This is a genomic window from Austwickia chelonae, from assembly GCF_003391095.1.
Classification (GTDB): domain Bacteria; phylum Actinomycetota; class Actinomycetes; order Actinomycetales; family Dermatophilaceae; genus Austwickia; species Austwickia chelonae_A.
This window is the reverse complement of record NZ_CP031447.1, coordinates 3,079,343-3,097,138: the sequence shown is the minus strand read 5'-3', so window position 1 is coordinate 3,097,138 and position 17,796 is coordinate 3,079,343. Positions and strand designations below refer to the sequence as shown.

At 65.9% G+C, this 17,796-nt stretch carries 11 protein-coding genes and 1 riboswitch; of the genes, 3 read left to right on the top strand and 8 right to left on the bottom strand.

Annotated features, from left to right (window positions below):
* Positions 1-73: 73 nt before the first annotated feature.
* From DX923_RS13595 to DX923_RS16325, 5 genes are all read right to left on the bottom strand, one after another.
* On the bottom strand, positions 74-802 hold the full coding sequence (locus DX923_RS13595; protein WP_116115660.1) for a response regulator transcription factor: 729 nt from the start codon (positions 800-802) through the stop codon (positions 74-76).
* Positions 803-1,179: 377 nt separating this feature from the next.
* Positions 1,180-1,890, bottom strand: coding sequence for a DUF998 domain-containing protein (locus DX923_RS13590; RefSeq protein ID WP_162872998.1), 711 nt, complete (start codon positions 1,888-1,890; stop codon positions 1,180-1,182).
* Positions 1,891-2,048: 158 nt separating this feature from the next.
* Complete coding sequence (locus DX923_RS13585; protein ID WP_116115658.1) at positions 2,049-4,580, bottom strand: hypothetical protein; 2,532 nt, start codon at positions 4,578-4,580, stop codon at positions 2,049-2,051.
* Between the two features lie 934 nt (positions 4,581-5,514).
* On the bottom strand, positions 5,515-5,772 hold the full coding sequence (locus DX923_RS13580) for a hypothetical protein (RefSeq protein WP_116115657.1): 258 nt from the start codon (positions 5,770-5,772) through the stop codon (positions 5,515-5,517).
* Positions 5,773-6,121: 349 nt separating this feature from the next.
* The gene (locus DX923_RS16325; protein ID WP_162872997.1) at positions 6,122-6,670 is read right to left on the bottom strand and encodes a hypothetical protein; all 549 of its coding nucleotides are present in this window, start codon (positions 6,668-6,670) and stop codon (positions 6,122-6,124) included.
* Between the two features lie 197 nt (positions 6,671-6,867).
* Positions 6,868-7,091: riboswitch (cobalamin riboswitch) on the top strand.
* A gap of 107 nt (positions 7,092-7,198) precedes the next feature.
* On the opposite strand from DX923_RS16325, the gene DX923_RS13570 reads away from it, so the two are divergent.
* Positions 7,199-9,412: an anaerobic ribonucleoside triphosphate reductase gene (locus tag DX923_RS13570; RefSeq protein WP_116115655.1), complete on the top strand. Its 2,214-nt coding sequence runs from the start codon at positions 7,199-7,201 to the stop codon at positions 9,410-9,412.
* A gap of 2 nt (positions 9,413-9,414) precedes the next feature.
* The gene (locus DX923_RS13565) at positions 9,415-9,909 is read left to right on the top strand and encodes a 4Fe-4S single cluster domain-containing protein (RefSeq protein ID WP_116115654.1); all 495 of its coding nucleotides are present in this window, start codon (positions 9,415-9,417) and stop codon (positions 9,907-9,909) included.
* A gap of 2,261 nt (positions 9,910-12,170) precedes the next feature.
* Here DX923_RS13565 and DX923_RS13550 read toward each other — a convergent pair.
* Positions 12,171-13,988 carry a phosphoenolpyruvate carboxykinase (GTP) gene (locus DX923_RS13550; RefSeq protein WP_116115653.1) on the bottom strand — a complete coding sequence of 606 codons (1,818 nt, stop codon included), beginning with the start codon at positions 13,986-13,988 and terminating at the stop codon, positions 12,171-12,173.
* Between the two features lie 318 nt (positions 13,989-14,306).
* Here DX923_RS13550 and DX923_RS13545 point away from each other — a divergent pair, with 318 nt between their 5' ends.
* Positions 14,307-14,738 (top strand): pyrimidine dimer DNA glycosylase/endonuclease V, encoded by a 432-nt coding sequence (locus DX923_RS13545; RefSeq protein WP_116115652.1) that lies wholly within the window; start codon positions 14,307-14,309, stop codon positions 14,736-14,738.
* Between the two features lies 1 nt (position 14,739).
* Here the strand turns inward: DX923_RS13545 and DX923_RS13540 are convergent, their stop codons facing one another.
* The gene (locus DX923_RS13540; RefSeq protein ID WP_162872996.1) at positions 14,740-15,597 is read right to left on the bottom strand and encodes a LytR C-terminal domain-containing protein; all 858 of its coding nucleotides are present in this window, start codon (positions 15,595-15,597) and stop codon (positions 14,740-14,742) included.
* A 223-nt stretch (positions 15,598-15,820) separates the two neighbouring features.
* Entirely contained in the window at positions 15,821-17,338 is a 1,518-nt protein-coding gene (locus DX923_RS13535; RefSeq protein ID WP_162872995.1) for an LCP family protein, read from the bottom strand.
* Positions 17,339-17,796: the final 458 nt, after the last annotated feature.

Genomic DNA, 17,796 nt, shown 5'->3' with positions numbered 1-17,796 from the left:
CACCCGGCGAGGGCTGTTGCACCGCTGTGCCGACGCTGTGAACCGCCACCCTCGTCCCAGGAGACAACCCCGCTCAGCTCGTCGGCTTGAGGACGTAACCCACGCCGCGCAGGGTGTGGATCATCGGCTCCCGTCCCACATCGATCTTCTTGCGCAGATAGGAGATGTACAGCTCCACCACATTCGCCTGCCCGCCGAAGTCGTAGTTCCACACCCGGTCGAGGATCTGCGCTTTGGAGAGCACCCGCTTCGGGTTGCGCATCAGATAACGCAGGAGCTCGAACTCGGTTGCGGTCAAGGTGATCTCGGTGCCAGCCCGGGTCACCTCGTGACTGTCTTCGTCCAGGGTCAGATCGCCGACCACCAGGAGGGAATCGACGTCCTCGGCGCTGACCGTGGTGCGACGCATGAGCGCGCGCAGACGGGCGACCACTTCCTCGAGGCTGAACGGTTTGGTGACATAGTCGTCGCCACCTGCGGTGAGTCCGGCGACACGGTCTTCCACGGTGTCGCGGGCGGTGAGGAAGAGCACGGGCACATTCGGGTCGTGATGGCGCATCCGACGGAGTGCTTCCATGCCGTCGAAGTCGGGCAGCATCATGTCGAGGACGACGGCGTCGGGGCTGAACTCCTTGGCGGTCTTGACGGCGGATGTGCCGGTCCCTGCGGTGCGGACTTCCCATCCTTCGTAGCGCAGAGCCATGCGAAGGAGTTCGGTGATATTCGCTTCGTCGTCGACGACGAGGACGCGGACCGGGCTGCCGTCCGGTCGGGTGAGGGATGGCGGCGCCGAGGAGTTCATGCCTTCGATTGAAAGGGGTCAGCTATCGATCCCGCTATGCCTCTCCTGTGGGTTTTCTGTGAATGGAGATCAAGTGCGAGAGTTTGCTGATCCTCCAAATCAGAGATTATCTTGGATACTTCCTGGTCAATGAACAAGCATGCTCCCCAAGGGGATTGGTGAGTGATCGACTCCCAGTTCCCGGGGAGGGATCGTGCAGAATATATCCAGGATTGACCTGGATAGTCCTGCACACGACCTCGGATGGCGACGGGGTCAGCTTCACCAGAGGGGAGGCGCTTCCACAGGCGAGGGAAGTGCCGAGGGCGAGAGCCCAGGTGGGGTCGGTTCTCTCGTGAGGCGGGAACCGGCCCCACACCACATCCTCGAAGTCGAGGTCAGGCCTTCTCCATCGACGGATGAGCCTTGATCCGAGCACGAGGCATGGCCAGATCCACCAAGACGGAGGCACCTGCCAACAAGATCCACAGCGACAGACTGTCCGTGGACAACCGCTCCCACGTCCCCAGGCGCAGACCCAACAGGTCACCCCCCACATGGGAGAGCAGGAAAGCCCCGTAGGACACGATCGACAACGCCAGGACCGACCAGGTCACCACGCTCAAGGTCGGTGACATCCGCGGCCACACCGCCGCTGCCGTCCGGGGGCGGGCCAGCGCCAACATTCCCGCCCACTGCAGCACCACCTGGGCCAAGGCCGCAAGATCATGGGCCAGGAGATGCTCGTCCGCAGGTACCAGCGCCGTCACGACCAAGGCCAGCCCGCTCAGGACGAAGAACGGCCAGACATCCCACTCGCCACGCCGACGCCGCAGCATCGAAGCAGCCCCGGCCGCCAGCAGCAGCCCGGCCACGATCAAGCCCATGTTGAACATCTCATGCCCAGGGGAACAGACCCACCGAGCCGCACCGGCGTCGTCAATGATCTTCCCGCAGCTGCGCATGCCCAAGTCGCTGATGTAGTTGATATTCCAGGAATAGGGCCGCGGCCAGGCACGCAAAGCCACCAGCTGCGCCAGCATCCCGATCAACCCGCTCGCGCACCAGGCGAAACCGAAAAATCGTCTTCCTGGAGCCACAAGCTTCACGAAATCACAGAGTGAACCGTGGACGCAACGGGCCAGCTCGGCGCAAGAGCGCCCGAACGGGTCAACCTACCGGCCACAGCCATCGAAACCCGATCACACCGGATGGGGGCCGTACTGCGCCCAGATCTTCTCGCCCTCATCGCCACGCCCGGTGTCATTCAACAAGGTCGCCAGAACCCGGGCCGCATCGATCCGTGCATTCGACAACATCCCGTCGGCCAGCACCGGAAGGTTCTCCCGCAGCAAACGCTCGGCCTCATCGGCGTGACCCGTCGGGAAAGCGCCAAGGCACGCAAGGACCTCGCCTCTGCGCAGATCCCTGCCCGCCCGGCCTCCGCAGCCAAGGCCTCGGCCCGGTCGACATAGGAGAAGGACAACTGCCACTCGCCCCGGTCGGCAGCCAATCTGCCGCCCTGGAGGAGAAGACTCAACGAGAGCAAGGTCGCGTCGTAACTCATCCCCCCGGCCTGAGGCTCCTTGAAGAACACCTGGATCTCGTCCTGACAGGAGGACAATGCCGCCAACCCGTCCTGCAAGTCGTACTGAGCCAGCGCCGCAGCCCGATTCCGCCGGGCACTGAGGAAAAGACTGGGATCGTTCCCCCGCCGAGCCGACTGAGCAGCTTCCTCGAAGACCGGAACCGCGGCCCGGGCCGAATGCACCTGCCAGGTCAGCTCGCCTGCTGACTCCAGACAGCGCGCCGCCTCGACGAAATGCTCACCGGCACTGAACGCCTGCGCACCCAACCGGTAGACCTCCAAGGCCCCGGACAGATCATCGACCCGCCGCAAGGCCCCGGCCAGCGCCCACGCGGCGGCGCCAAGGGACGGCGAGGACTCCGCCCGCAACACCGGCAGCGCCTCCTCCAACACCAGCGCGGCCTCATGCGGACGATCCGACTCCAAGAGCGCCATCCCCAGATAGCGGCGAGCCGCCGCCAGATAGGTCGGACCCAGATCGGCGACCTCTGTCACGGTGCGCCGCGCCACAGTCAACAGCTCCGTCCACGCACCCAGATAGGTCAACGCCGAGCACAGCTCCAAAGCAGCAGGCGCCAAAGCAGGCTCGCCACGCTCATGAGCCTCACGAACTGCTGCCCGCAGGGGCTCCACCGCCTCCTCCGGACGCCCCTGGGCGGACAACGCCAGACCCAGGACGACCCGGGGCAGACTCAGCGTGTGCCCCGGCGCACCCGCCGCGGTGAGCAAGGACAAGGCCACCCGGCTGGAGTTCTCCGCCGCCGACAGGTCAAAACCCAGCTGCTGCCAGGCGGCACGCCCCAGCACATGACCTTGCCAGGCGCGCTCGCCGGTCATGGCGAAAGCCTCCGCGGACCGCTCCAGCCACAGCGCGGCAACCCGCGGCTCAGGATGATCACCCAGGACCGCCAATGCGGGCCCCCGATGAGGGTCTCCCATCGGGATTGCCGAAGCAGCCTCGCCGGCCGCCTCCCAGATCTCCCGGTCCTCGGGCATGTCGTACAACGCGAGCTCGACCCCGATCCGTGCGGACAATCCCGGCTCGTCGCCGCAGAGCGCCTCGGCCTCCGCCCGTTCCAACCACGCCCGCCGGGCCGACTGGGCATCCTGGTGTTCCCGCAACGGGTCAGCGGTGTCCTCGTCCGGCGCGGGAATCACCCGTCGGTCCAGGTAGGCGGCGGCAGCGAATTCGGCCGGAGTGCCAGGTTCTGGTTGTTCGTCCCGGGTGTCGTGCCAGGTCTCGATGAGGCGATCGTAGGCCTCGTCAAAGGTGTTCAATGCCGCCTGCACCCGGGCACGCCACGCGATCAGCCCCTCCGGCAGCGTCCGATCCGAACGGCTCTGCTCAGCTTCGGAGAGCCCCTCGGCAGACTCCTCGGAGAACTGAGCCCGGCGGGTGGCCTCGACAGGTGCCTCAGCGACGCCGACGGCGGTGACATCACGGCCTAGAGCGACGAAAGCCTCCAACGCCGAGGACACATTGGTGTTGCCGTTACGGGTATCGAAGGCGGCGGACAAAGTCTCGGCCAGCTCCCGCAGCCGGTCGCACTCGGCAGCCCAGGTCGTCTCCCAGCTGTCGTCGTCGATCCCTCCGCCCTCCCGGGCCGCGGCCAGCACCGTCGCGGAGACTGCGGCGAACTCCATCCGCCGACGAGGGCTGCGCATCTCCTCCACCCAAGGAAGCCGGGGGCGCAACAGCTGCCAGGCCCGCTCCGGGCGTCCCGTGTGCACCAGGAAGAGGAAGGTGCGGGCTGCGACCTCGGCCTGAGCAGGCCGGTGGCGGCATTGCTGCCACGATCGGACATGGGCCTGCACAGCCTCTTCGAGTCTTCCTGCGCGCAGCAGCCATCCCAAGGACAAGGACTGGGACAGCGCAGGCTCATCGACGCAGCCGATCCGCCCGGCCAGCACACCCTGCAGGGTGCGCAGCGCACGATCGGTGTCTCCGCGCGAGGCGAAGAACTCGGCCTCCGCCCGGGCGCAACAGGCGTAACAGTCGGACAGGTCATCCCGGGGTTGGGCGCGCCACAGCTCGACAGCCGATTCGACCTGGTCGGGGGTTCCACGTCCGTGGCGAGCTGTGCGCGGAGCAGAGTCATGGCATGACGTCCGGCTCCGGCCTCGCGGAAACGTCGTTCGGCTTCGTCGTAGGTCTGTCGGATCGTGGGCAGCGGGACATCCGGTAGCTCGCGCATCCGGCTCAACGACCATTTCAACTGCCGCAGGATCTGACGTTCCAGTTCGGGGGGGAAGACCGTCCCAGCCTCATCCAGTGCCTTGAGCTGCCATACCGTTAAGGCCAATTCGTGTTTTCCCGGGTCGCCGAAGGCATAGCTGGTGGCCAAATGCGTGCGAGCGCGAACCTGCCAGGACAGGTCAGCGGTGGCATCGGCGAGCGCACTGCGCGTTCGGCCTGCTGCATCGCTCCTGGCCATGCGGCAGGCGAGCGACCTCTTCCAAGGCCGCGCACACCTCTGCGGCCTCGGCCAATCACGCGCCCTCCCCGGTGTCCATGGCCAAGGGACCAGGTGCGGTAGCGCTCTGGACACGAGAGCGGACTCGTACGGGCGTAACGGGTTGATGCCCGATGACCAGGGCGTAGGCGTAGAGGGATTCGATGATCGAGGCCTGCAGCGCAGGGTCGTCGCAGTCCCGCAGCGAGCGGATGCTTTCGTTGCGGGAGTTCAGGACCGAACTGGGGGCGTTCCGTGTCGGCCTGCAGGGCTGCCGAGCAGCTCCGTCCAGGCTCCGTCATCGGGCTTGCTCGCGGGATTCCGGCAGGAACTCGATCGGGCTCCTCCGATCGGAGAGCAGCAGCGCAGGAACCGCTGCGGGGGAGAAGGAGCGCACCACCATGTCGCATCCGGCCGGTCGAGGACCCGCCCGGCCAGGTCCAACAATGGCAGGTAGGAGGATTCCTCTCCCGGGGAAGGGGTGTCCAGAGCCGTCAGCAAGGACGTGGGATGCACCAATTGGTGGGCACTCCGGTCAACTGTGCATAGCGGAGGATCAAGGCGTCCTCGTGGGTTCCTCCGCCTTCAGCAGGGAGGACCCCTGGGCGCTCTCCACTGGGGCCAGTTGGCGGAAGTCGTCGACTGTGGCTGCATACCGGAGGACGTGGCATTTCTCGGCGAACTGCGGCAGGTCACGGGCCCAGGGTCGACTCGAAGGTCAACCATTTACAGACGGCGTCCAGCAGGTCTTCGTGGGCGGTGGCCAGACATTTCACGGTGAGTTCATGGACATCCAGGAAGGCGCGGATGCGGGAAGGGTTGGTCTGGGCGGTCCGGGTCAGCCAGGACAGGATCTGCCCGCCGAGACGTTCGCGGGTCCGTTGCAGCAACTCACCTTCGTGCAATCCCTCACGGTTCGCGGTGAGGGGAAGGTTCTCGGCGTCGACCACGGCCTGGGCGAAGACCGCCCACGTGGGAGGAGGGACTCGCAGCGGTCGCTGACCAACAGGCGGTCGGCGTAGACGTGATGTGACCCGTGCTGCCCCGCCGGGTGCGGCAGGAGATAGGCGACGCCTCGCAGGCCCGTCTCCGGGTCGGTCAGGTCGATCCAGTCCAAGGGGGAGAACCCCAGGAGGTCGTTGCACAGGTCGGTGACTTCGGCTCTTCGGCACAGTCCCGAGCCGCCCTGGCGTCCTCGTGCGTCGGGATTCCAGGGGAACCGGCGACGGGTGATCGTCTCGGGCCCGGCCGCGGTGTGCAGGACGATCTCGTGGGGAAGGTAGGCCGCGAACTCGTGGATCAGTTCTCGGACGGCGTCCTCTCGAACCAGATGGGCATGTTCGGGGCGGGCTTCCAGGCTGACCACGGTGCCGCGTTCGATGCGAGGCAGATCGGATTCGGCCACCGAGTAGGTGCCGCTGCTGTGGGCCGTCCACCGCCAGGTCGGGTCGTCGTCATGCCGGGTGCGCAGCTCGATGGTGTCCGAGACCAGGAAGCACGCGAGCAGTCCGATCCCGAAATGGCCGATGAAGGGTTTCTGGGCCGGCGCGCACTCTCCCCGTTTCGAGGAGCTGCCGATGCCCCCAGGAAACGGTCGATGTCCTCACGGGTCAGCCCGACGCCATTGTCGTCGAGATGGAAACGTCCGTCGGGTGAGACATCGGCGGGCGTGATGGTGATTCGTGGGGGCGTGCTCTTGGCCGTCTCCGGCTCGCGCAGGACCCGTGCGGTCAGGGCATCGGCCGCATTCTGGGTCAGTTCCCGTAGGTAGACCCGAGGTCCGGAGTAGAGGTGATGGCTCAGCAGATCGACGATGCCTCGAAGGTCGACCTGGAATGGCGCGCTCACATGTTCCTCCTTCTCCACTGGGCCGGCCGCTTCGATCATGACATGTGTCCAGGTCCTTTCATGACTTCCTCACAGACTTGGGGTGGCGTGGGCGGTCTGGGCGAACTGTCCACAGTGGGGTGTCGATTCGTGATGCGGTCGCAGGACCGCATAAGCTACCCCTTGTGTCGGTTCGCGCCGAACACCACTACATGTAGTGGCTATTTCTGTGTTGCGGCGAGGTCATCCCACCCACCACCACACCGGAACGGCGCGAAGCAAAAGGGAATCCGGTGAGAATCCGGAACTGCCCCGCAGCGGTGAGAGAGAACGACAAGCGGCAGACGCACTGGCCCAGGCCGGGAAGCGCCGCCCAGTAGGAAAACCGGGAACCACCGGAATGCTCTCCAGTCCGAAGACCTGCCGACACCCGGGGCAACCAGTCCCGGTGTCCGGCACAGGCCTCGCGGGTGGGCCCGGTCGAAACAGGGAACCGCCCTGCCCTCGACCACTCCCGCGCACCCGTGCCCCGGCCCGCGAGGAGCGCACATGTCGATCGACACCGTCACCGCAACACCCATCACCAGCGACGACCTCGACCACGACGCCCCCCTCATGCGAGCCTTCGAGGAAATCGCCCACACCTCAGCAGCCGAGAGCGACGTCAAACGCGAAAACGCCAATGTCGACGCCAACACCGCCATGGGCGCCATGCTCAAATACGGCTCCGAAGGCGCCAAACACTTCAACCTCCTCAGAATCGTCGACCCCGACCACGCCAAAGCCCACATCGACGGCGACATCCACATCCACGACCTCGACTTCCTCACCCTCACCACCACCTGCTGCCAGATCGATCTACGGACCCTCTTCGACGGCGGATTCTCCACCGGACACGGCGTCCTGCGCCGACCCCAGAGCATCGCCTCCTACGCGGCGCTCGCCTGCATCGCCATCCAGTCCAACCAGAACGACCAGCACGGCGGGCAGTCGATCCCCGACTTCGACCGGGTCATGGCCGACGGGGTCCGGCTCACCTACGCCCGCAGCTACCGGGAGAACCTGACCCGTGCCCTGACCCTGCGGGCTCCCGCACCAGGCCTGGACCGTTACGACTGGGAGCAGATCGCTCTCCGTGCGCTGGGCGTCCTGGAAACGGCTCGGGCGCTGCGCCCGGCCTTGGAACCGGCCGCCGGGCAGATCGATCAGGAGCGACAGGCCCTGATCGAGCAGATCTACGCCCAACTCGTCGAGAACCGCGCCGACGAAGGCACTGTGGAACCGGACCTCGACGGCATCGACGACGCTGCAGTCCGTGCAGCCCAGGAATTCGCCGCCTCGGAAGCCTTCCGGGACACCGAACGGGCCACCTACCAGGCGATGGAAGCTCTCATCCACAACCTCAACACGATGAACTCCCGGGCCGGAGCCCAGACGCCGTTCTCCTCCATCAACTACGGCACCGACGTCTCCCCGGAGGCGCGACTGGTGATCCGGGCCCTGCTCGCGGCGACCGAGGCCGGGCTGGGCAACGGTGAAACCCCGATCTTCCCCATCCAGATCTTCCGGGTGAAACAGGGGGTCAACTTCGACCCGGGCGACCCGAACTACGACCTTTTCCGATTGGCCTGCCGGTGCAGCGCGAAGCGGCTCTTCCCGAACTTCTCCTTCCAGGACGCGCCTTTCAACGCCGCCCACTACGACCCGGCCCGCACCGAGACCGAGATCGCCTACATGGGATGCCGCACCCGCGTCATCGGCAATGTCCACGATGCCGATCAGGAGGTCTGCAACAGACGCGGAAACCTGTCGTTCACCAGCATCAATCTTCCTCGTCTCGCGCTGGTCGCCGAGGGGAACCACGAGGACTTCTTCACGCTCCTGGACGAGACCCTCGACCTGGTCGTGGCTCAGCTGTGGGAGCGGCTGGAGATCCAGAGCCGCAAACGGGTACGCAACTTCCCCTTCCTGATGGGGCAGGGAGTCTGGTTGGGCAGTGAGAAACTCGGCCCGGACGACGAAGTCGGCGAGGTCCTCAGACACGGAAGCCTCTCCGCAGGTTTCATCGGCCTTGCCGAGGCCCTGACCGTGCTCATCGGGCGCCATCACGGGCAGACTCTCCAAGCGCAGGAGCTCGGGCTGCGGATCGTGCGCCGGATGCGGGAGCGGATGGATCAGGAAGCTGCTCGCAGCGGCCTGAACTTCACCTTGCTCGCCACTCCGGCAGAGGGGTTGGCCGGTCGTTTCGTCCGGCTGGACCGGGCCCGTTTCGGCGATATCCCGGGCGTCACCGACAAGGAGTACTACACCAACAGTTTCCACGTGCCGGTCACTTACGAGATCACGGCGGCACGCAAGATCACCCTCGAAGCGCCGTACCACGAGATGACCAATGCCGGGCACATCACCTATGTGGAACTCGACGGTGATCCTGGCGCGAATCTGGAGGCCTTCGAAGCGATCGTGCGGCATATGCACGCCAGCGGGATCGGCTACGGGTCGATCAATCACCCGGTGGATCTGGATCCGGTCTGCGGGTACACCGGCTGTATCGACGACGAATGCCCTGGTTGCGGCCGCGTCGAGACCCCTGATGCGCCCTTCGACCGAATCCGTCGGATCACCGGTTACCTGGTGGGCACTCTGGACCGGTTCAACGATGCCAAGCGTGCCGAGGAATGCGACCGGGTCCGTCACGGACTGCGCAGTCTTGGCCGTTCCGGCTCGACCCCGGCTTCTGGTGAGGCGGAATCCCGACCGTGAGAATGAGGATTGCCGGCCGGGTCCAGGACTCCATCGTCGACGGGCCCGGCCTGCGGTATGTCGTCTTCGCGCAGGGGTGCGACCTGAGTTGCGCAGGGTGTCACAATCCGCAGAGCCAGCCTTTCGACACCGGAAGCGTGGTCGATGTCGATCTCCTGATCGCCGAGATGCGGGAGAACCCGTTGACCTGCGGGCTCACCCTGAGCGGAGGTGAGCCGACCCGACAGGCCGGCCCGGCTGCTCGTCTCGCTCTGGCGGCGAAGGAGCAGGGTCTGAACGTGTGGTGCTATTCGGGCTACCGGGTGGAGCATTTGTTACGACGGGCCCGTACGGAGCCGGAACTCGGCGAACTCCTCCCGCTGGTGGACGTCCTGGTGGACGGGCCGTTCGTAGTGGCTCGGCGGAGTCTGTCGCTGCGGTGGCGGGGGAGCACCAACCAACGGCTGGTCGACCTGCCGACGACTCTCGAACTCGGTGAGGTACGACTGGCCGGGTAATGGTTCGGGCATCACGGTCGGTGGCATCGAGGTCTGCGCTGCCGGTGGGTAGGCGTGCTGGGGGGTAGGCCGATCCACCGGCGGGGAGGACAGGTACGAAGGCTGCGGGGTCGGCCGAGGTGCCTCGTACCGGGGTGTTTCGTAGCGAGGCGGGTCGTAGCGGGGGGTCTCCGGCCGGGAGGGCTCGTTCCGGGAGGGCTCCGGGCGAGGCGCACTGGAAAAGGGCTGCTCGGGCATCACGGTCGGTGGCATCGGGGTCTGCGCTGCCGGTGGGTAGGCGTGCTGGGGGGTAGGCCGATCCGCAGGCGGGGAGGACAGGTACGAAGGCTGCGAGGTCGGCCGAGGTGCCTCGTACCGGGGTGTTTCGTAGCGAGGCGGGTCGTAGCGGGGGGTCTCCGGCCGGGAGGGCTCGTTCCGGGAGGGATCCGGGCGAGGCGCACTGGAAAAGGGCTGCTCGGGCATCACGGTCGACTGTGCCGCTGGCTGCGCCGGCAGCAGGTACGAGGGCAGGACGCTGTGGCGGGAGGGCACTGATGTCGGAGGGGGCATCGGTCGCGGATCAGGAGGTGCCGATGTCTCGATCGGTTCCACCGGGGTCGCAGGCTTGGCCGGAGCCGGAGCCGGAGCCGGAGCCGGAGCCGGAGCCGGAGCCGGAGCCGCTTGGACTGCCTCGGGCTCCGGTGCCTGGGGGACTTCGGGCTCGTTCGGCGTGCTGTCCGCCGTTGACGAATCAGGCTCGGGGGCAGTCGGTGCCAGATCTGTTTCCGAAGGAACCGCCGAAACGGGGGCGACGACCGCAGCTGGAGAAATCTCCGGCGCGGAATCCGGTGCCGTCTCGGATTTTCGCAGCACAATGATTTGGCTCAGATCGGCCGTACTGTCCGCAGTTTCCAGCGAGCGGAGGGAGACGTACTTCTGTTTCCGGGTGTAGGCCGCATTCCGCCCGGCGGGCCGATGCCTGATGGGGTGGTCCAGGCGGCGGTGGGCGCGTTCGCCCGGTCGGGTGAGGAGGAAGACCTGGTAGTTCCCGTCTCGCCAGCCCTGATCGCGTGAGGCGCGGATGAGCTGGCCGATGCGCTTGTCGTCGCGGTCCTGCGAATCGAGCAGGTGCGCGGCGTGGCTGTCGGTCCAGGTGACATTGTCCTTGCGGTACCTGATCCGGGGGATGTCGGCCTTGATCTCACGTCCGGTGTAGAAGGCGATGCGGTCGACGGGGCCGAACCATCGCCCGGCCTGGCAGACGTAGGCGTGTTCTTGTTCGTACAGGGTCCACGCGCTGCGGGCTTCGACCACGACCGTATCCAGAGGGACCTCAGGGCAGTCGGCGTAGAGCTGGCTGGTGCGGTCGATCTCGGCGACCCACAGGGCGATCTCGGGGCCCAGGTAGGAAGCGAGCTCATGGACCCGTTGCATCTCGAAGGGGATGTCCAGATTCAGGATCGGTTCGTGGTGCGTGAGATGGTTGCGGAACTTGCGTACGGCGTCGAGCTTCTGCGCCACCTGTTTGCGTGTCCCATTTGATCCAGGAAATGCATGGCGCAGTGAAGATCGCCAGAGTTCTTCATATTTCGTGTTCAACAAGCCGACCCAGAATCGGAATGGTAAACCGGATATCAGCTGGTGGCGGTCCTCTTTTCCGGCTCTTCGCAGCCTGGTCCGAGTCTGCTCGATCCGCCGATAGGAGTCGTCGTCCATAGGTGGTCGGGACAGGAACCAGGGGATTCCCCGCAGGTCGTCGCGGTAGTGCTTGCTCAGGGCCTGGTCCAGGGCATGACTCAGAGCCGCCTCGGTGAGGGTGATCGTCTCGAATGCAGCTGAAGACACTCGAGTCGACCACTCGTACAAGCGAAGCGCACGTTCTGGGTCGTTTTCCGTCCATTCGAGAAAGGGCGCGAACCTTGCGGGTGATAATGCCATCCCGATGGAATCTGCGGTGTAGCCCTGATCCATATGCGGATGTTAGCGTGACTGCCGAACGCCCCGGAGCCGCCTCTGAATCACAAGCGCCCGGGGCTTTTATCTTTTCCCTGGTGAGAGCGGGAGAACGATTGTCGCGTCCTCTGATTGGTCCAGGATGCTCGTGAAGACAGTTCAGAACGCTCGGGTGGGCCGCTGTACCGACCGTTGGCGTCTTGACCCTGGTCGGCATCGGGCACCGTTCGTGCGGCGTTCTCGGAGGTGGGGAGCAGTGGACGAAGCGAGGGCCGGACACCTCGGGGAAGAGATGCCCGGCCCTCACCGAAGGGCAGCGTGAGGCGGCGTCAGCCGACGTTCTTCTTCAACCGTTCGAGTTCAGCCTGCAATTCGGCGGGGAGGGCGTCACCGAACTTGGCGTACCACTCCTCGATCATCGGGATCTCCTTCTGCCAACCCTCGACGTCGAAGGCCACCGCGGTGGCGACCTGCTCCGGGGTCAGGGAGAGCCCGTCGGTGTCGAGCTCCTCGGGCTTGGGCATCAGGCCCACCGGGGTCTCCACGCCTTCTGCCCGGCCTTCGAGGCGGTCGACGACCCACTTGAGGACGCGGATGTTGTCGCCGAAGCCCGGCCAGACGAACCTGCCGTCCTCGTCCTTGCGGAACCAGTTCACCTGGAAGACGGCCGGCATCTTGTCGCCGCCCTTCTTGCCCATCTCGATCCAGTGCTGCACGTAGTCACCGGCGTTGTAGCCGATGAAGGGCAGCATGGCCATCGGGTCGCGACGTACGACGCCGACCGCACCGGCGGCGGCTGCGGTGGTCTCCGAGGAGAGCACCGACCCGATGAAGGTGCCGTGGTTCCAGTCACGGGACTGGTAGACCAGCGGGACGGTGGTGGCGCGGCGTCCGCCGAAGAGGATCGCGTCGATCGGTACGCCGTTGGGCTCGTCGTACTCGTCGGCGATCATCGGGCACTGCTTCGCCGGGGTGGTGAACCGCGAGTTCGGGTGGGCGGACTTCTCGGCGCTGTCCGGGGTCCAGTCGCGGCCCTTCCAGTCGGTCAGGTGGGCGGGCTTGTCGTCGGTCATGCCCTCCCACCAGATGTCGCCGTCGTCGGTGCGGGCCACATTCGTGAACACCGAGTTGCCCTGCTCGATGGTCTTCATGGCGTTGGAGTTCGTGCCGTAGCCGGTGCCGGGGGCGACACCGAACAGCCCGTACTCGGGGTTGACGGCGTACAGGCGACCGTCCTTGCCGAAGCGCATCCAGGCGATGTCGTCGCCGACCATCTCGGCCTTCCAGCCGGGGATGGTCGGTTCGAGCATGGCCAGGTTGGTCTTGCCGCAGGCGCTCGGGAAGGCTCCGGCGATGTAGTACGTCTTGCCCTCGGGGGAGGTCAGTTTCAGGATCAGCATGTGCTCGGCCAGCCAGCCCTCGTCGTGGGCGATGGCGGAGGCGATCCGCAGCGCGTAGCACTTCTTGCCCAGTAGGGCGTTGCCGCCGTAACCGGAGCCGTAGGACCAGATTTCACGGGTCTCCGGGAAGTGCGAGATGTACTTCGTCTCGCTGCACGGCCATGGCACGTCCTGCTCGCCGGGAGCCAGCGGGGCACCGACCGAGTGCAGACATTTCACGTACTCGGCGTCGGTCTGTTCCATCTGCTTGAGGACGGCGGTGCCGATGCGGGCCATGATCCGCATGTTCACCACGACGTACGCCGAGTCGGTGATCTCCACGCCGTACTTCGGCTCGTCGGCCTCCAGGTGGCCCATCACGAAGGGAATGACGTACATGGTGCGTCCGCGCATGCAGCCGCGGTACAGCTCCGTCATCTTCTCCTTCATCTCGGCGGGCGCCATCCAGTTGTTGGTGAACCCGGCACCTTCCTCCTTCTCGGAGCAGATGAAGGTGCGGTCCTCGACGCGTGCCACGTCGCTGGGGTTGGACGCACACCAGAAGGAGTGCTTCTTCTTGGAGTCGTCGAGTCTGACGAAGGTGCCGGCGTCGACGAGTTCCTGCGATAGACACTCGTTCTCCTCGACCGAACCGTCGATCCAGACAACGCTCTCGGGTTGCGTCAGCGTTGCGATCTCACGTACCCAGGCGGCAAGCCCGGGGTGCGTGGTGTCTCCCTGCATGGAAAGAGTGGTGGTGTCGGTCATCGCGTCCGGCCGTCCCTTCGTGTGGTGGTCTCGCTTGGGCAGGTCCTACTCGCTGTCCCCAGCGTGTCGAAGGGGCTGACGACCACCTGACGGCGTCCTCGCCACCGCGACCCCGAAAACGCGCGGGGCTCTAAGGGACACGCTACAAGCGAACAGAAGTTGACGGGCGTTAGGGGGGTACGTGGATGAGGAATGCCTCACATAGGGCCAACCGTCCGGAGCGGGTGCTGCGGGCGACGTGTGGAGAATCGACGTCGACCGGGGACATCGGGCCGGTGCGCCGACGGATACCGTCGGACGGCCCTAAGCTGACGAACCATGCGTCTGTGGAGTGTGTCGCCGGATCAGCTCGACCGTGCTGCGCTGGTCGCAGGTTGGCGGGAAGGGCTTCTCGCCCAGAAGGTGTTGCTCGGCCACACCAAGGGTTACCGGGCGCACCCGCAGCTGCAGCGTTTTCGGGCGCTGGGCGACCCGATCGCCGGCATCACGACCTGGCTGCACGGGCTGGCCGATGCCGCTGACGCCCGGGGATACCGATTCGACCGTTCCCGGGTCGTCCTCCTGGCCGACCCGACCTTGCGGATGGAACTGACCGACGGGCAGCTCTCCTACGAATGGGCGCACCTGTCGGCGAAGGTCGCCGCCCGTGATCCTGCTTGGGCAGCCACCCTGGTCGGTGTCTCGGCCCGGGCCCACCCCGTGTTCGACGTCCGGCCCGGGCCGATCGCCGACTGGGAACGACCCCACTGAGTCACTTCATGCAGGGGCGTTCGACCTCGATGGGGCCGAGCGGTTTCTTCGGCTCCTGCGGGGTGAGCTTGTCGGCCGGGCCGAGCCCCGCCCACTTCATCCCGATGAGCAGGTCGATGGAGGTGCCCGGTTTGCCCGCCTCTAGTTGCAGGGTCGAACCAGGCACGGCTTCCTGGAGGAGTTTCGCCGCCGTTTCCGAGTCAGGGCCGTATCGGATCGCTGCGATCTCGGTGATCCAGGAACGCTGCGGGTCGAGACCTGTCTTGCCCTGACGGAAACCGAAACCGATCAGCCCCTCGGCGGTCTTGGCGGCCAGCCCCTCGAAATAGGTGGTGTTGTAGACGTTGACGACGACGTCGGTGCGGCGCACCAACGGGCCGTCGTGCGGGGCCAGACTCTTGAAATCGGGTCCGATGACCAGGTCGACGGTGGTGCCATCCCGGAAGTCCTTGATGAGCTTCGCGTCGGGCATCAACAATTTGCGGGTGACCAGCGCCTGGTCGAACCCCTGAGGTCCGAAACGGATCTCGCCGACGCCGCTGACCTTCCCGGCCCGCTCGATGATGTTGTCATTGCCGACCTCGCCGGGCTGGAAGTCACGCAACGGAAGTTCTTTGGACACCGCCGTGGCCACACCGCCGGCATCGCTGGCGTTGACGACATTGGTGACGAAGGAATTCTGGATCGGACCTTGCACCTTCGTCGGCTGGCAGCTGGGCTTCTCCGGAAAGGAACTGCTGATCGCATACGACGTTCCCCAGATACCTAGGCCGACGACGATGCCGGGGGTCAGCACGAAGGCAATGATCCCTGCGATTCGCCGCTTCTCCGGGTCACTCAGGACCTCCCGCAGTTTCAAGACCACCTCCTGGGTTATCGGTCGCCTGAATCCGGTCAACAGCGACTTTTTCAGGTGTGACCAGCGGAAGCGAGCCGTACGCGCGGTCGATACTCGATTGTTGCCGCAGCGTAGCCTTGCCGTGTTCGAGTGGACACTGTCTCATGCGGCGGTATCAGTGTGCGCAAGGGGATGCACTTCAAGGCGGGACGCTCGACCAGAGCCGCCGAGGCCTTGGCGGCTCTCACTTCACGCAAGGAATTCCGCCTCCGGAGAGGGCCGTGAGCGTGGTCGCGGAGGTGTCTTCGTTCTTCGCTCCGGTGCCCACTGTCGAGGGGGGAAGCGGTGCCGGGGTGGACGTCGTCGAGGACGGTGCTGCCGAGCCCGGTGTCCCGGGAGATCCGGCCCCGCCGAGGCCTGCCGGCATCCGGAAATTCGTGCCCAGGGTGACGCGCAGCGTGCCTGATTTCAGCTCATCGGACTCCAAGGGGGTCGCTTCCGGCCCGAGAAGGGTGATGAGGGTGGCAGCCAGACCGGCCTCGCCCGGAGCATGCTGGACGAAGGTTCCGACCTGGATGGTGGGCGCATTCCCCACACCGCCCTTGCCGTAACCGACCGACGCCAACCCATCGGCCAGCCCGCTCGCTGCGCCATTGACACCGGAGGCATTGACCACGGAGACGGTCGGCTTGGGGGCGGCGGGAGTGCTCGGGGCCGGTTCGGGGACATCCTTCCCCGCAGAGAGAAGTTCGGCGACCGTGGCTTGGATGCGGGGCACATCGACCCGGTTGGCGGAGCTGCCGTACTTGTCGGTGAAGAATTCCACGACGGGCAGGGTGTAGAAGGTGACCTTCCCGTCGGTGAGCTGCTTCGCCTGCCGGGCGAGGTCCAGCGGGCTGAGGCCTTCGCTGACCGCGACATTCTTCTTCGCCACGCCGATGAGGCCGTCGAGCCGGGAGGGGTTGACGAAGGTGTCCTTCTGCTTCAGCTGGTGGGCGAGGGAAGCCATGAAAGCCTGCTGGCGGCGCTCCCGGTCCAGATCGGAGAACGCGGTGTCGCCGAGGGCGTCCCGGCGCTGCCGGACGAAGGACATCGCCTGTTCAGCGCTGATCTGTTGTTTGCCGGCTTTGAAATCGGCACCGGAGTAGCTGTCCTTGGTGTCCTGTTTGAGACAGACCGTGACCGGTTGCACGACCTGGGCGATCTCGTAGAAGGCCACCATGGTGACCTCGATGAAGTGGTCGACGACGACGCTCTTGCCCAGGAAGGCCTCGACCGTGCGGATCGACTGTGCCCGGCCAGCATCCCGGGCCTGGCGGTGTTTCTCCTCGTCGCCGAGCCCGGCCATGCCTTGAAGTTCTTCCTGTCGAGCCTGAAAGGCCGCGTTGTAGGCTTCTTTGATCTTGCCGTCGCACTTGTTGCGGGGGCAGCCGGGGAAGTCGACGAAGTCGTCGCGGGGGATCTGGATGACGGTGGCAGGGCGGCCGCCTCCCGGCAGATGCAGCAGCATCAGGACGTTGGTGTTCATGCCGCCGATGGTGCTGTTGCCGGTGTGCATCGCGTCGTAGACGTCCTTGGCGAGCGGATTGCCGCGTAGGTCCAGTCGGCTGTCCAGGCCCATCAGCAGGATATTGACATCGCCGGTGGGTTCACGGACGGCGCCACCGTGGGCTTCTTTGACGGCGTCGGAGCGGTTCAGGCCGCGGTCGAGGTTGACGTATTCGACGCCGATGTACCCCAGGAGCAGCAGGATGACGACCATCGTGGTGGCGGCGAGCCAGGTGAAAACGCGCAGGAGCTGTTTCCTGCGCTGTGTGCGGTGACGCTCGCCTCGACTCGGCGGCTCTGCCGGGCCTGGGGGAACTGGGCTGCGGGGAGCGGATGAGGGGGCTCTTTCTTGGCCGGGGCGTGCGGGAGGGAGGTTCGTCTGTCGATGTGACGAGTCGTCTGCCGGGTCCACGATCCCTCCTGCGGGGGAGGGCAGGGAGCCGGGGCGGGGCGCCACCCAGGACCTGCCGACTGGTTATGTGTTTCACACCAAGTGTCGGCTTTGTGCGGCAAGGAAGGGTGTAACGAATCGCCCGGGTGACGAGTGTTGCGAAAAGTGGGGGCGCCGGGGTGGTGTTGTGGGGTGGCGTGTTGGGGGTGGTGCGTCGGCGTCAGCTGGTGCGTTGGGGGTGATGCGTTGGGGCGGCGTCAGCTGGTGCGGAGGGGCGCGTT

Coding starts and splice junctions, on each gene's coding strand:
- DX923_RS13595 (WP_116115660.1), bottom strand. CDS start 802: ATGAACTCCTCGGCGCCGCCATCCCTCACCCGACCGGACGGCAGCCCG.
- DX923_RS13585 (WP_116115658.1), bottom strand. CDS start 4,580: ATGGTCGTTGAGCCGGATGCGCGAGCTACCGGATGTCCCGCTGCCCAC.
- DX923_RS13570 (WP_116115655.1), top strand. CDS start 7,199: ATGTCGATCGACACCGTCACCGCAACACCCATCACCAGCGACGACCTC.
- DX923_RS13565 (WP_116115654.1), top strand. CDS start 9,415: ATGAGGATTGCCGGCCGGGTCCAGGACTCCATCGTCGACGGGCCCGGC.
- DX923_RS13550 (WP_116115653.1), bottom strand. CDS start 13,988: ATGACCGACACCACCACTCTTTCCATGCAGGGAGACACCACGCACCCC.
- DX923_RS13545 (WP_116115652.1), top strand. CDS start 14,307: ATGCGTCTGTGGAGTGTGTCGCCGGATCAGCTCGACCGTGCTGCGCTG.
- DX923_RS13535 (WP_162872995.1), bottom strand. CDS start 17,338: ATGGTCGTCATCCTGCTGCTCCTGGGGTACATCGGCGTCGAATACGTC.